Source organism: Rhodothermales bacterium (genome assembly GCA_041391505.1).
Classification (GTDB): domain Bacteria; phylum Bacteroidota; class Rhodothermia; order Rhodothermales; family JAHQVL01; genus JAWKNW01.
Genome location: JAWKNW010000022.1, coordinates 57929 through 72045, shown reverse-complemented (window position 1 = coordinate 72045; position 14117 = coordinate 57929). Strand labels below are relative to the sequence as shown.

The following is a 14117-nucleotide window of genomic DNA, read 5'->3' as shown; positions in this document are numbered from 1 at the left end:
GGCGTACCGGCATTCAGCATCGGGTTTATGGCATCCAGCGTATCGTTACGACATCCCGCCGTACTGGGCGCCGCCGGCATCGCGCTGGTGGCCCTGATCGCCTTTGGGCCGCTCAGGATGTGGCTCCATCGGCCGGAGCCGGTCTCCTTCAACCGCGAAATCCGGCCGATCCTGAACGACAACTGCCTGATGTGTCACGGCGGCGTGCGGCAGTCGGGCGAGTTCAGCCTGCTCTTCGAGGCGGACGCGTTCGAGACGAACAAGTCCGGCAAACCCGCCATCGTCCGGGGCCTCGCGGATTCCAGCGAGATGATCGTGCGGGTGCTCCACGAGGATCCGGAGGAGCGGATGCCGTACGAGCATCCGCCGCTTTCGGAAGACGAGATCGCGCTGCTGCGCCGGTGGATCGACGAGGGCGCGGCGTGGGAGACGCACTGGGCCTACATCGCCCCCGAGCCGGCGGAGCCGCCCTATCCCCGCAACGCCTCGTGGGCGCGCAACGAAGTCGACCGCTTCATCCTGGACCGGCTCGAACGGGAGGGCCTGCGCCCGTCCCCCGAGGCCGACTGCAGCACCCTGCTACGCCGCGCCAGCCTCGACCTCGTCGGGCTGCCGCCCACGCCGGCGGAGACCGACGCCTTCTGCGCCGACCGCGCCCCGGATGCGTTCGAGCGGGCGGTCGACGGCCTCCTCGCGAGCCCGCACTTCGGCGAACGCTGGGCGTCCATGTGGATGGACCTCGCCCGGTACGCCGACTCCAAGGGGTACGAAAAAGACGGTCCCCGGTCGATCTGGAAATACCGCGACTGGCTCATCGACGCGTTTAACGCCGACATGCCGTTCGACCAGTTCACGATCGAACAGCTCGCCGGCGACCTCCTGCCCGACGCCACCGAGTCGCAGCTCATCGCCACGGCGTTTCATCGCAACACGATGAACAACGACGAGGGCGGCACGGACGATGAGGAGTTCCGGACGGCCGCCGTCATCGACCGGGTCAACACCACCTGGGAGGTCTGGATGGGCACCACGATGGCTTGCGTCCAGTGCCACAGCCATCCGTACGACACGTTTCGCCACGAGGACTACTACGCGTTCCTGGCCTTTTTTAACAACACGGCCGACCGCGACCAGCCCGACGAGGAGCCGACCCTGACCACCTTCGCCGACAGCCTGCTGCCCCGGCTCGGCGCGCTGATCGATGCGGTGACGGCGGCGGAAGGCACCGCGCCGGCGCCCGCGCGCGCCACGTGGGATGTGCGCCGCGACCGGGCGCTGTTTCCCGGCGGCCGGCTCCTGGCCGGCGTGGCCGATTCGTCCAGCGGCGTCTCGGCCGATGGCCAGCGCATCGGCTCGGTGAAGCACGGCGGTTTTGTGCTGTTCGAGGATGTCGACCTCACGAACAAGGACGCGCTGTCGATCCGGTTCTCGTCCGCCGCCCTGGGCGGCTTTGTCGACGTGCGTCTCGACCGCCCCGACGGGCCGTCGATCGGGCGCATCGGGCTCGAGCCGACCAACGGCTGGGAGAACTACGAGACGCTGCGCGCGCCCGTCAAGCCGGTCGAGGGCCGGCACGATGTCTATTTCCGCTTCGAACGGCGGGGCGACGGCAGCCTGTTCAACATCCACTGGTTCTATTTCCACGACGCGCTGGATCTGACGCCGGCGGAGAAGGCGTCCCTGCTTGCCAACCGGGCGGCGCTGGAGGCCATCGAGCCCGAGACCCGCACGCCGATCCTGCGCGAGCTGGAAGGCGATGCGCGGCGCACGACGCACGTCTTCAACCGCGGCAACTGGCTGGATCCGGGCGAGGCGGTGGAGCCGGCGGTGCCCGGGTCGCTGCCGGCGCTCGCTTTCGATCAGCCAAAAAACCGCCTGGGCCTCGCCCGCTGGATCGTGGGTGAGGAGAACCCGCTGACGAGCCGGGTCATCGTGAACCGGTTCTGGGAGCAGCTGTTCGGCTACGGTCTGGTGGCGACGGTGGAGGATTTCGGGAGCCAGGGCGATGACCCGAGCCATCCGGCCTTGCTGGACTGGCTCGCGCTGGCGTTCATGCACGATCTGGATTGGAGCGTCAAATCGCTGCTTAAGGAGATCGTGACGTCGGCCACGTATCGCCAGAGTTCGGACGTCTCGCCGGCGCTGCTGGCGGAGGACCCGCAGAACCGCCTCCTCGCGCGCGGCCCCCGCGTGCGGCTCTCCGCGGAGCAGATCCGCGACGAGGCGCTCTTCGTGAGCGGACTCCTCAATCCCGCCATCGGCGGCCCCAGCGTGTTTCCCTATCAGCCCGACGGCATCTGGCACGTGCCCTACAGCAGCGAAAAGTGGGTGACGGATACGGATGGCGACCAGTATCGGCGCGGGCTCTATACCTACTGGCGCCGCTCGAGTCCGTACCCGTCCATGATCGCGTTCGACAGCCCGAGCCGCGAGTTTTGCGTCTCGCGCCGCATCAGCACGAATACGCCGCTGCAGGCGCTGGTGACGCTCAACGACCCGGTTTATGTGGAGGCGGCCGAGCATCTGGCCGGCCGGATGAAGAACGAGGGCGGCGCGACGCTCGAGGCGCGGCTGCGCCACGGCTACCGGCTGGCCCTCGCCCGCGATCCGATGCCCGAGGAACTCGCCGTGCTCGTGGAGCTCTATAAAGATGCGTACTTCGAGTACGACGCCCCGCCGGCCGACGGCCCGGTGGAGGTCGGCCCCGACCGCCGTCCCGAAAATCCGGAAGACGCCTCGCTGACCGTCGTCGCCAACGCCATCCTCAATCTGGATGCGTTTGTCACGAAGTCCTGAGGCTGGATCCCGTATCCAGCGTCCTTCCCCACACGCCTCGCCCATCCAACCGCCACCATGAGCATTCCTGACGAAGCGCGCCATGCCTATTATGAATTCGTGACGCGCCGGCATTTCCTGCGCAGCTGCACGACCGGCCTGGGCGCGGCGGCGTTGTCGTCGTTGCTCGGGGGCGCGATCGGCGCCATGCCCGGAGCGGGCGTCGCATCGGACGACCCGCTGGCGCCGCGTATGCCGCATTTTCCCGGGAAGGCGAAACACGTCATCTTTCTGCACATGGCCGGCGCCCCGTCGCAGCTGGAGCTGTTCGATTACAAACCCGACCTGGCGAAGCTCAACGGCCAGCTTTGTCCGCCGTCGCTGCTGGAGGGCAAACGCTTCGCCTTCATCAAGGGGGTGCCGAAGATGCTGGGGCCCCAGGCCGACTTCGCGCGGCATGGCGAGTCGGGCGCCTGGATCTCGAACCGGCTGCCGCACCTCCAGACCGTCGCCGACGAGCTGACGTTCATGAAGGCGATGTACACGGATCAGTTCAACCATGCGCCGGCGCAGCTGCTGCTGCATACCGGCACCCCGCGCATGGGGCGGCCGAGCATGGGGGCGTGGATCACCTACGGCCTCGGCTCCGAAAACGCGAACCTGCCCGGTTATGTCGTGCTGGTATCGGGCGCCAACGACCCCGACGCCGGCAAGAGCGCCTGGGGCAGCGGTTTCCTGCCGAGCGTGTTCCAGGGCGTCCAGTGCCGTTCCGAGGGCGATCCGGTGCTGTTTCTGTCGGACCCGGACCCGATGAGCCGCGACCTCCGCCGGCGCTCCATCGATGCGATCAACAAGATCAATACGATGCAGCACGAGCAGGTGGGGGATCCCGAGATCCTCACCCGGATCTCCCAGTACGAGATGGCTTTCCGCATGCAGATGTCGGTTCCGGAAGCCATGGACATCGGCGAGGAGCCGGCGTATATCCACGAGATGTACGGCACGGAACCCGGCAAGGCGTCGTATGCCAACAACTGCCTGCTCGCGCGCCGGCTCGTGGAACGCGGCGTCCGCTTCGTCCAGCTGTTTCACTGGGGATGGGATGCCCACGGCGCCGGCAAGAGCGAGGCGCTCCTGCACGGGTTCATCGACCGGTGCAACGAAACCGACCGCGCGACGACGGCGCTGCTGCTGGACCTCAAGCAGCGCGGCCTGCTCGATCAGACCATCATCGTGTGGGGCGGCGAGTTCGGCCGCACGCCGATGCTCGAAAATCGCACCGGCCAGGACAACCCGTACGTCGGGCGCGACCATCAGGGTGATGCCTTTACGATGTGGGCTGCCGGCGGCGGGTTCAAGGGCGGCTACACCCACGGCGAAACCGACGAGATCGGCTATGCCGGCGTCTCTGGCCGGATGAGCATCCACGACCTTCAGGCTACCGTGCTCAACCAGCTCGGGTTCGACCACACGAAGCTGACCTACCACTTCCAGGGGCGCGACTTCCGGCTGACGGATGTCGACGGGGAAGTCGTTCGCGATCTGCTCGCCTGACGCCCTCGAACCCCTGGCACGACCATCGCGCCTGTCATTCATTCATCCCGGATACCTTTATGCGAACCATCCTGTTCATGCTGCTCGCCCTAGTAAGCCTCCGCTGTGCCCAGCAGGAGGAATCGGCCGCGCCGCCTCCGCCTCCATCGTCGCCTGCCGTGGTGGGCGAGATGACGGTGAAGGAGTTCGATGCGCTTCGTCAGCAGGGCAGCGCGCCGTTTTTGCTGGACGTGCGCAACCCGGAGGAAGTCGAGATCGCCTCCATGGGCGCCGACCTGCTGATCCCGCTGGGGGAGCTGCCGGCCCGCATGGGCGAGCTTGCGGCCTACCGCGACCAGCCCATCGTGGTGCACTGCCGCACCGGCCGGCGTTCCGCGCAGGCTGCGCAGGAGCTGGTCGATGCCGGCTTTACCCACGTGATAAACCTCAAGGGGGGCATCCAGGCCTGGAGCCAGGAGATCGACCCGACCGTTCCCCAGTATTGATCGCGCCGGCCCTCGCCGACGCGTACGCAGACCCTCACCCATCATCCTGCCCGAACCCATGCGAACGCTCCTTCTTCTTCTGATAGCCAGTTTATCGCTGAATTGCGCCAACGAACCCATTCCGGCGCAGGCGCAAGAGACCTCGGCCGATGTGGTCGCCTTCACCAACGTCCGCGTCGCGCCGATGGATGCCGAACGCATCCTCGACGACCAGACGGTGATCGTGCGGGGAGAACGGATCGTGGCGATGGGGCCGGCGAATGAGGTCGACGTGCCCGAGGGCGCGACGCGGATCGACGGGCGCGGCAAGTACCTGATGCCGGGCCTCGCCGAAATGCACGGGCACATCCCGCCGCCGTCCGACCCGCAGGCGTATACCGATGCCGTGCTGTTCATGTATGTCGCCAACGGCATCACGACGGTGCGCGGCATGCTGGGGCACGACGGGCAGCTCGAGATCCGCCGCAAGGCGAACGCCGGCGAAATCGTTGCGCCGACCCTCTACCTGGCGGGGCCGAGCTTCAACGGCAATGCCATCAATTCGCCGGCCGAGGCCGAGGCGAAGGTCCGCCAGCAGAAGATGGAAGGATGGGATCTGCTCAAGGTGCATCCCGGCCTGACGCGCGCCGAATACGACGCCATGGCGGAAACCGCCCATGAAGTCGGCATCCGGTTCGGCGGGCACGTGCCGGACGACGTGGGGCTGGCGCACGCAATCGAGATGGGGCAGGAGACGTTCGACCACATCGACGGCTACACGATCTTCATGAACGCCACGGACCGGCCGGTCACCAACGAAAAGCTGGCGGAGGCCGTCCGGCTCACGGTGGAGTCCGGTGCCTGGGTGATCCCCACCATGGTGCTGTGGGAGTCCATCTACGGCGTGCCCGACATGGAGAAGATGCGCAACCTCCCCGAGTTGAAATACATGCCGGCGTCCATGGTGGAAAGCTGGATCACCGGCGTGGAACGCCGGCCTCCTGAAACCGGCCTTCGACCACGCGGCGGCGACACCTACATCGCCAACCGCATGAAGCTGCTGGCCGCGCTCCACAGGCAGCACCCGCATCCTCATGGGCACCGGCGCCCGCAGATCTTCAGCGTGCCGGGCCCTGGTTGCACAACGAGCTGGAGCGGATGGTGGAAGCCGGCATGTCGCCTTATGCGATCTACCGCACCGGCACGGCGCAGGTCGGGGAGTACTTCCGGGAGCAGGACACCTTCGGCCTCGTCGCACCGGGGCATCAGGCCGATCGGTGCTGCTCTCATCGGTCGAATCCGTTCGGCGGCAGTACGGCACCTCCATGACCGCGCCGGCGGCGATGGTGCCAGGGCCGCTGGTTGTCCGAAGAGATGATCCAGCAGCAGCTCGATACGATCGAACGCACAGGTGGTCAGGTGCGTGAAGGTTGCGCGGAGGGTGAAATTGGTAACGTTGGCTTAACACGGGGAGGCGCGAGGCTGGCGCTGTTTCGTCGTGGAGTAACCCCATCGGTCTCCGGCTCTCGCTATGACCGAATATTACCTGGTTTTTCGTAGGGGTGCTGCTCATCTGGCAGTGCTCGATCTCGTGGTTGGCGTCAGTAACAGCCGCCGTCAATTTCCTGAACTCGGCCATCGGATCGCGCGTCGCCGCGGCGCGAACGATCCTGATCGTCGCGAGCGTCGGTGTGTTCATCGGGGCGAGTTTTTCGGCGGCCTCATGGAGGTGGCGCGCAGCGGCATCTTCAATCCCAGCACTTCGCTTCGCGGAGGTCATCGTCATCTTCGCCGCGGTCATGCTGGCGGATATCGTGTTGCTCGATATGTTCAACACGAGATGGGGCAGGAGACGTTCGACCACATCGACGGCTACACGATCTTCATGAACGCGACGGACCGGCCGGTCACCGACGAGAAGCTGGCGGAGGCTGTCCGGCTCACGGTGGAGTCCGGGTCCTGGGTGATCCCCACGATGGTGCTGTGGGAGTCCATCTACGGCGTGCCCGACATGGAGAAGATGCGCAACCTCCCCGAGTTGAAATACATGCCGGCGTCCATGGTGGAGAGCTGGATCACCGGCGTGGAGCGCCGGCTCGCGAACCCGGCCTTCGACCAGGCGGCGGCGACGCACCGCATCGCCAACCGCATGAAGCTGCTGGCCGCGCTCCACGAGGCCGACGCCCGCATCCTCATGGGCACCGACGCCCCGCAGATCTTCAGCGTGCCGGGCTTCTCGCTGCACAACGAGCTGGAGCGGATGGCGGAAGCCGGCATGTCGCCCTATGCGATCTACCGCACCGGCACGGCGCGGGTCGGGGAGTACTTCCGGGAGCAGGACACCTTCGGCCTCGTCGCGCCGGGGCATCGGGCCGATCTGGTGCTCGTCAATCAGAACCCGTTTGACGACGTGCGGCACCTCCGCGACCGCGCCGGCGTGATGGTGCGCGGCCGCTGGTTGTCTGAAGAGATGATCCAGCAGCAGCTCGACACGATCGAACGCACGGTCGGTCGGGGTGCGTGAAGGTTGCGCGGAGGGTGAAATTGGTAACGTTGGCTTAACACAGAGAGGCGCGAGGCTGGCGTAATTTCGTCGTGGAGTAACCCCATCGATTGCTCCGGCTCTCGCTATGACCGAATATTACCTGGTTTTCGTAGGGGTGCTGCTCATCCTGGCAGTGCTCGATCTCGTGGTTGGCGTCAGTAACGACGCCGTCAATTTCCTGAACTCGGCCATCGGATCGCGCGTCGCCACGGCGCGAACGATCCTGATCGTCGCGAGCGTCGGCGTGTTCATCGGGGCGAGTTTTTCGAGCGGCCTCATGGAGGTGGCGCGCAGCGGCATCTTCAATCCCCAGCACTTCACTTTCGCGGAGGTCATCGTCATCTTCGCCGCGGTCATGCTGGCGGATATCGTGTTGCTCGATATGTTCAACACGATGGGGATGCCGACGTCCACCACCGTCTCGATCGTCTTCGAGCTGCTCGGGGCCGCTTTCGCGGTGTCGCTGTTCAAGATCGCCGCTTCCGGCGGCGGATCGGATGCCCTGGCCCTGTACATCAATTCGGGTCGCGCCCTGGGCATCGTGTCCGGGATCTTCGTGTCCGTGGGGATCGCGTTCGTAACCGGACTCCTCGCCCAGTACCTCTCGAGGCTGCTCTTCAGCTTTCAGTACGAAAAGCGCCTCCCGTATGTCGGCGGGTTATGGGCCGGCCTGTCGCTGACGGGCGTGTGTTACTTCCTGCTCATGAAGGGCTTCAAGGGCGCCTCGTTCGTGAGCGACAGCTTCCTGGCCTGGGTGAATACGCACACGTGGTCGCTTCTGATCGGGATGTTCGTCGTGTTCACGATCGGGATGCAGCTGCTGTTCTGGATGAAAGTGAACGGACTGCGCGTCGTCGTGCTGACCGGGATGTTCGCGCTGGCGATGGCCTTCGCGGGCAACGACCTCGTCAACTTTATCGGCGTGCCGATCGCGGGTCTGGAATCGTTTATCGCCTGGAACCAGTCGGGCGTCGCGGCGGACGCTTTTCTGATGGATAGCCTGCAGCAGCCGGTGCGGACCAACACCTGGCTGTTGCTGACGGCCGGCCTCGTGATGGTGCTCACGCTGTGGTTCTCGCGGAAGGCGCGGACCGTGACGGAGACCGAGGTGAGCCTCGGCCGTCAGGGCGAAGGCGTCGAGCGGTTTGCGCCCAACCCCATCGCCCGTTCGATCGTCCGTGGGGCCCGCGAGATCGCCGGCTTCTTCTCGGCGCTGATCCCCGGGGTGCTGCGCCGCCGCATCGACCGCAACTTCGAGCGCCCGGCCGGCACGGACGATCCGGATGCGCCGGCGTTCGACCTCGTGCGCGCGTCGGTCAACCTGACCCTCGCGAGCATCCTGATCGCCATGGCCACCTCGCTCAAGCTGCCGCTGTCGACCACCTATGTCACCTTCATGGTGGCGATGGGCGCTTCGCTGGCAGACCGGGCCTGGGATCGCGATACCGCGGTGTTTCGCGTTTCGGGCGTTCTGAACGTGATCGGCGGATGGCTCATCACGGCGGTCGTCGCGCTCCTCGTAGCGGGTCTCTTCGCGTTCGTACTGCACTACGGCGGGATGTTCGGACTGGTGGGGCTCATCGCGCTGGCGGGCTTCATGATCTGGCGGAGCAACATCCTCCACCGCGAGCGGGAAGAGGAAGCCGTCGAGCGGCGGTCGGTCTATGCCCGCGAGTCGCTGCCGGTGGAACAGGTCTTCAAGGAAACCGGCGAACACATCGTCGAGGTGCTCGATCAGATGGCCGGCGCACTCCAGCATGCCCTGACCGGGCTCGTCAAGGAAGACAGCGGCCTGCTCAAAAAGACCGACAAGAAGATCAAGCGACTCATCGAACGAAACGAGGGGTTGGGCGACACGCTGCCGCAATACATCCGCCGGGTCGAAGAGGAGGAGACGTCGGGCAGCAAAGCGTACATCGCGGTCTACGACTACCTGAGCGACATGCTGCGTTCGTGCCGCTCCATCGTCTATTCCTGTAGAACCCACATCGACAACAGCCACAAGCCGCTGTCCAACAACCAGCATGCGGACCTGGACAACCTTTTCGGCCAGACCATCGGCTATCTGCATGAGTTGAAGGATTGCATCGCGCGCGGCGAGTGGACCCACGCGGAGCATCTGGTGACGCGCAAGGACGAAGTGCTGGCGGTCGTGGAGCTGGGTGTGGAACGGCAGGTTGCCGGCATCAAGGCGCGTAAGTACAACGAGATCAACACGGGGCTCTACTTTACGCTCTTGCTCGAGACGAAGGACTTCGTGCTGGTGTCCGGCCGGCTGCTGGGCTTCTTCGAGAGCCGCACCAACGGCGAGGAGCCTTCCCTCATCGCCCAGCCCGTCGCCTGACGCAACGCCTTGCGGCGCCGGACTTGAACAAGACGCGGCGCGGTCCGTAGGTTCGGGGCATACCTACCGCCTCCATGGAGCCTGCGTCCACCCTCGAATCAACCGACTCTGCCCCCTCGCGCCCGATGTTATGGCGCGTCGGGCTTCGCCGCGTGGCGAAAGGACTCGCCTGGGCCGGCGTGGTTCTTTTTCTGGCGAGCCTCTTCTGGGTCCTGCTCTATCGTTTCGTCGACCCGCCCTTTACGTTCCTGATGATACGTGACACGCTGCGCGGCAAGACGGTCGACAGCCGGGATCTGCGTATACGGACGGTGAACCGCGCGCTGCCCCTGGCCGTCGTCACAGCCGAAGATCAGCGTTTCTGCCTCCACAACGGATTCGACTGGGAGGCCATCGAGAAAGCACGCGACTTCAACGAGCGGAGCGACCGGGTTCGCGGGGCCTCGACGATCTCGATGCAGACGGCCAAAAACGCCTTTCTCTGGCCGGGGCGCACGTGGGTGCGCAAGGGCGTGGAGGCCTATTTTACCGTGCTGATCGAGCTGTTCTGGCCGAAATGGCGCATCATGGAGGTGTACCTCAACATCGCCGAGTGGGGCGACGGCCTGTTCGGGGCCGAAGCGGCGGCGCAGCACTACTTCGGCAAGTCGGCGGCCCAGCTCAGTCGCTACGAGGCGGCCCTGCTGGCGGCGGCCCTGCCTTCGCCGCTCACTTCCAATCCGGGGCGTCCCTCGGGCTACCTCGGCCGGCGCGCCTCCGGCATCGTGGCGCAGATGGACGATGTAGAGGCGTTCGCGGCGTGTCTGGTGCGGTGATTGCGTCGTGATTAGCGAACAAGGAATTCCGATTTGCGAGGTATTGAGCCCATCACCGTGTATCAACCTTTGACCAACAATCGCATATGAGAGCCGCCTGGTATGAACGACAAGGACCTGCCGCCGACGTGCTGGTGATCGGTGATATGCCGGATCCTCTGCCTGGCGCAGGCGAGGTGCGCATCCGGGTGGCCGCTTCCGGCATCAATCCCGGTGACGTGAAGAAGCGCCAGGATACATTTGGCGTGGGGATGCCGTATCCGCGCGTGATTCCTCACAGCGATGGGGCCGGCACCATCGACCAGGTCGGCACGGATGTGCCGGCGGCGCGCGTCGGCGAGCGCGTATGGTGTTTTGGCGCGCAAAGTTATCGCCCGTTCGGGACCGCCGCGGAGTATGTCATCGTGCCGGCCGATCAAGCGATTCCGCTTCCCGCACGGGTTTCCTTCGAGCAGGGGGCGTGTCTGGGTATTCCCGGCATCACGGCCCATCGCGCCGTCTTCGCGGCCGGGCCGGTCGAGGGCCGAACCGTGCTGGTGCAGGGTGGAGCGGGCGCGGTGGGCCAGTGCGCGGTCGCTCTCGCCAGGCATGCGGGAGCCCGCGTCATCGCGACCGTTCGGTCGGAGCATGATGAGACCGTCGCGCAACGGGCAGGCGCGCACGCATTCGTACGCACCGACGGCCGCCCTGCCGGCGAAGTGGTCGAGCACATCGGGCGACTTGCGCCGGATGGGGTCAACCACGTGATCGAGGTCGCCTTCCACGCCAACATCGCGATCGACGAGCAACTGCTTGCGCTGGGTGGCTCCATCGCCACCTATGCCACGGGCGACCCCGCGCCGGCAATCCCGTTCTGGCCGCTGGTTTTCAAAAACATCAGCGTGTTCTTTCTCGGGAGCGACGACTTTCCGGCTGAAGCGAAGGCAGCGGCAGCGCGCGGGTTGAACGAGGCGCTGGAGGCCGGGTGGCCGGGTTTTGAGATCGGGAGCGTGTTTACGTTGGAGGCCGTCGCCGCAGCACATGAGGCCGTCGAGAAGGGACGAGAACCCGGACGGATACTGGTGAAACTCTTATGATTAGTGAACAAGGATTAGCGAACAAGGAGGGGGGATTTGTGGGCGCTTTTCCTACTCACAAATCGCTAATCCTTGTTCGCTAATCGCTAATCGCTAATCCCTGATCGCTAATCCCTGATCGCTAATCCCTGATCAATTCTCCACGATCCGCACGCCGCCGCCGGAGCTGCGGAGGGTGAGGAGGGGGCCGCCCCCGTTGATTTCGCCCTGAAGCTTGTCGCGCTTGATTTCGCCGCGGACCGAGACGGCGAGATCGGATTTCACGGAGCCGCCCGAGGATTGGGCGTCCAGCGTCGCGCGGACGTTGTCATCCATGCGGAGGGTGACGGAGCCGCCGGAGGTGCGCAGGTTCATGTCCTGCGCCGGCTGGCCGATGATCTCTGCGACGATGCTGCCGCCGGAGGTCGTGGCGTTGACGGCGCCGGCGATTTCCATCATGCGGATCGAGCCGCCGGAGGTCTGGCAGTCGACATCCCCGTCGGCGCGTTCGACCGTGATCGAGCCGCCGGAGGTCTGGCAGTCGACCGGGCCGCCGGCGTTGGCGACCTTGATGCTGCCGCCCGAGGTCCGCAGCTTGCTGCGCTCGCCGAGGCCGTTCGCCTCGATCGAGCCGCCGCTGGTGCGGGCGTCGACGATGCCGCCGATGTTCTTCAACACGAGCGAGCCGCCCGAGGTGTGGAGCAGCGCTTCGCCGTCGATGTCGGCCACCTGAATGCTGCCGCCGGCGGTCTTGAGGTCGACGTCGATATCGGACGGCACCTCGATTTCGTAGCGGACCTGCAGGCTGCGATTGCCCCAGCCCCGCCAGTTGCGCGGACGGTCGTAGCGACCGATGATCTCGACGCCGCGGCTGGAGGCGTCGAACTCGACCGTGAATTTATCGAACTGCTCCTCCGCGTCCCGTTCGCTGCCTCCGTTCATGCCCTTCACGATGCGGACGATCACTTCGCTGCCTTTCGAGCCTTCGACGATCATGGAGCCGAGGTCCGAATCGATCGTCAGCGTGCTGTTGCGTCCGACGTCGAAGCGCTGTTCGATGACTTCGTCGTGATCGAAGCGCTGCTGCGCCAGGGCGGTGTTGAGGCCGGCTACGAAGAGAAGGAGGCCGGCGAGAGAGGCAAAGCGTAAGCGTGCCATGATGCGAAGGTGCTGGTTTAAAAAAGGAAGGATGATGGATCAGACGGAAGGGAGGCGAAAGAGGTTACAGCGAAGCGCGAACGGGGAGAAACTCTGAGGGGATTGACGGTAGAAGGATGAAGGTTTTACGTTCAACGGAGGACGCCATGCTCACACAGGAAGAACGCGAACGCTACAGTCGGCACCTCATCCTTCCGGATGTCGGCGAGGCGGGCCAGGAGAAGCTCAAGGCGGCTTCGGTGCTGCTGGTGGGCGCCGGCGGCCTCGGCGCCCCGCTCGCGCTCTACCTCGCGGCGGCCGGCGTGGGGCGGATCGGGCTGGTGGATTTTGATACCGTCGATGCCACCAACCTGCAGCGGCAGGTGCTGTATGGGCAGCAGGACGTCGGCCGGCGCAAGCTCGATGCCGCCGCCGAACGGCTGGCGGACCTCAACCCGCATATCCGGATCGAACGCCACCCGGTCCACCTGACCAGCGAAAACGCGCTCGACCTCATCCGCCGGTACGATGTCGTGGCGGACGGGACCGACAATTTTCCTACCCGCTACCTCGTCAACGACGCCTGTGTGCTGACCGGTACACCCAACGCCTACGGCTCCATCTTCCGGTTCGAGGGGCAGGTCTCGGTTTTTGCCGCCGAAGGCGGGCCGTGTTACCGGTGCATCTTCCCCGAGCCGCCGCCGCCCGGCCTGGTGCCGTCGTGCGCCGAGGGCGGGGTGCTGGGCGTGCTGCCGGGCATGGTCGGGACGATGCAGGCCAACGAAGTGATCAAGCTGATCCTGGGCATCGGCGAGCCGCTCATCGGCCGGCTCATGCTGGTGGATGCGCTATCGATGAAGGTTCGCGAGTGGAAGGTGCGGCGCGACCCGGAGTGCCCCGTCTGCGGCGACCATCCCACCCAGACGACCCTTATCGATTACGATGCGTTTTGCGGGATCCCGCCGGCAGGCGCCGTCGCCGAGATCACCGTGCAGGAGCTGCACGCGCGCCGGCAAGACGGCGAGGCCCCATTCCTGCTGGACGTCCGCAACCCCGCCGAAGCCGAAGCCGCCAGCATGGGCGCCGATCTCCTGATCCCGCTGGGGGAACTGGCGATGCGCCTCGAGGAGCTGGAAGCCTACCGCCATCAAGCCGTGGTTATCCACTGCCGCTCGGGAGCCCGGTCGGCCCAGGCGGCGCAACTCCTCGTTGACGCCGGCTTCACCCGGGTCTCGAACCTCAAGGGCGGCATCATCGCGTGGAGCAAGGAGGTGGACCCGTCGGTGCCGGCGTACTGATGGGGGACGTTGCGCGGGTAAGCGTGGCGATCTAGGGATGCAGGATACACGATGCAGGATGTTTACCGAATAACCGTGCGTTTGATCGGTGATCCTGCATCCCCTTATCCTGCATCGGAAGACCTGAGGT

11 protein-coding genes are annotated in these 14117 nt (G+C 65.6%); 10 read left to right on the top strand and 1 reads right to left on the bottom strand.

The window, feature by feature from the left end; translation table 11 throughout:
- Positions 1 to 27 precede the first annotated feature (27 nt).
- From R2834_18255 to R2834_18215, 9 genes are all read left to right on the top strand, one after another.
- Positions 28 to 2796 carry a DUF1553 domain-containing protein gene (locus tag R2834_18255; protein ID MEZ4702283.1) on the top strand — a complete coding sequence of 923 codons (2769 nt, stop codon included), beginning with the start codon at positions 28 to 30 and terminating at the stop codon, positions 2794 to 2796.
- Between the two features lie 57 nt (positions 2797 to 2853).
- Positions 2854 to 4329, top strand: a complete 1476-nt coding sequence (locus R2834_18250) for a DUF1501 domain-containing protein (protein MEZ4702282.1) — start codon at positions 2854 to 2856, stop codon at positions 4327 to 4329.
- A 59-nt stretch (positions 4330 to 4388) separates the two neighbouring features.
- Positions 4389 to 4814: a rhodanese-like domain-containing protein gene (locus tag R2834_18245; GenBank protein MEZ4702281.1), complete on the top strand. Its 426-nt coding sequence runs from the start codon at positions 4389 to 4391 to the stop codon at positions 4812 to 4814.
- 58 nt (positions 4815 to 4872) lie between these two features.
- Positions 4873 to 6171 (top strand): amidohydrolase, encoded by a 1299-nt coding sequence (locus R2834_18240; GenBank protein MEZ4702280.1) that lies wholly within the window; start codon positions 4873 to 4875, stop codon positions 6169 to 6171.
- Positions 6172 to 6355: 184 nt separating this feature from the next.
- Positions 6356 to 6682, top strand: coding sequence for a hypothetical protein (locus R2834_18235; GenBank protein ID MEZ4702279.1), 327 nt, complete (start codon positions 6356 to 6358; stop codon positions 6680 to 6682).
- Positions 6634 to 7317: an amidohydrolase family protein gene (locus R2834_18230; protein ID MEZ4702278.1), complete on the top strand. Its 684-nt coding sequence runs from the start codon at positions 6634 to 6636 to the stop codon at positions 7315 to 7317. The genes R2834_18235 and R2834_18230 overlap by 49 nt, the downstream gene beginning before the upstream one ends.
- 106 nt (positions 7318 to 7423) lie before the next feature.
- Positions 7424 to 9682, top strand: coding sequence for an inorganic phosphate transporter (locus R2834_18225; GenBank protein MEZ4702277.1), 2259 nt, complete (start codon positions 7424 to 7426; stop codon positions 9680 to 9682).
- A 125-nt stretch (positions 9683 to 9807) separates the two neighbouring features.
- Positions 9808 to 10497, top strand: coding sequence for a monofunctional biosynthetic peptidoglycan transglycosylase (gene mtgA / locus R2834_18220; protein ID MEZ4702276.1), 690 nt, complete (start codon positions 9808 to 9810; stop codon positions 10495 to 10497).
- Positions 10498 to 10583: 86 nt separating this feature from the next.
- On the top strand, positions 10584 to 11573 hold the full coding sequence (locus R2834_18215) for an NADPH:quinone reductase (protein ID MEZ4702275.1): 990 nt from the start codon (positions 10584 to 10586) through the stop codon (positions 11571 to 11573).
- Positions 11574 to 11705: 132 nt separating this feature from the next.
- Here the strand turns inward: R2834_18215 and R2834_18210 are convergent, their stop codons facing one another.
- Positions 11706 to 12710, bottom strand: coding sequence for a hypothetical protein (locus R2834_18210; protein ID MEZ4702274.1), 1005 nt, complete (start codon positions 12708 to 12710; stop codon positions 11706 to 11708).
- 146 nt (positions 12711 to 12856) lie between these two features.
- Here R2834_18210 and moeB point away from each other — a divergent pair, with 146 nt between their 5' ends.
- Complete coding sequence (gene moeB / locus R2834_18205; protein MEZ4702273.1) at positions 12857 to 13987, top strand: molybdopterin-synthase adenylyltransferase MoeB; 1131 nt, start codon at positions 12857 to 12859, stop codon at positions 13985 to 13987.
- Positions 13988 to 14117: the final 130 nt, after the last annotated feature.

Coding starts and splice junctions, on each gene's coding strand:
- R2834_18240 (MEZ4702280.1), top strand. CDS start 4,873: ATGCGAACGCTCCTTCTTCTTCTGATAGCCAGTTTATCGCTGAATTGC.
- R2834_18215 (MEZ4702275.1), top strand. CDS start 10,584: ATGAGAGCCGCCTGGTATGAACGACAAGGACCTGCCGCCGACGTGCTG.
- moeB (MEZ4702273.1), top strand. CDS start 12,857: ATGCTCACACAGGAAGAACGCGAACGCTACAGTCGGCACCTCATCCTT.
- R2834_18230 (MEZ4702278.1), top strand. CDS start 6,634: ATGGGGCAGGAGACGTTCGACCACATCGACGGCTACACGATCTTCATG.
- R2834_18245 (MEZ4702281.1), top strand. CDS start 4,389: ATGCGAACCATCCTGTTCATGCTGCTCGCCCTAGTAAGCCTCCGCTGT.
- R2834_18250 (MEZ4702282.1), top strand. CDS start 2,854: ATGAGCATTCCTGACGAAGCGCGCCATGCCTATTATGAATTCGTGACG.
- R2834_18225 (MEZ4702277.1), top strand. CDS start 7,424: ATGACCGAATATTACCTGGTTTTCGTAGGGGTGCTGCTCATCCTGGCA.
- R2834_18255 (MEZ4702283.1), top strand. CDS start 28: ATGGCATCCAGCGTATCGTTACGACATCCCGCCGTACTGGGCGCCGCC.
- R2834_18210 (MEZ4702274.1), bottom strand. CDS start 12,710: ATGGCACGCTTACGCTTTGCCTCTCTCGCCGGCCTCCTTCTCTTCGTA.
- mtgA (MEZ4702276.1), top strand. CDS start 9,808: ATGTTATGGCGCGTCGGGCTTCGCCGCGTGGCGAAAGGACTCGCCTGG.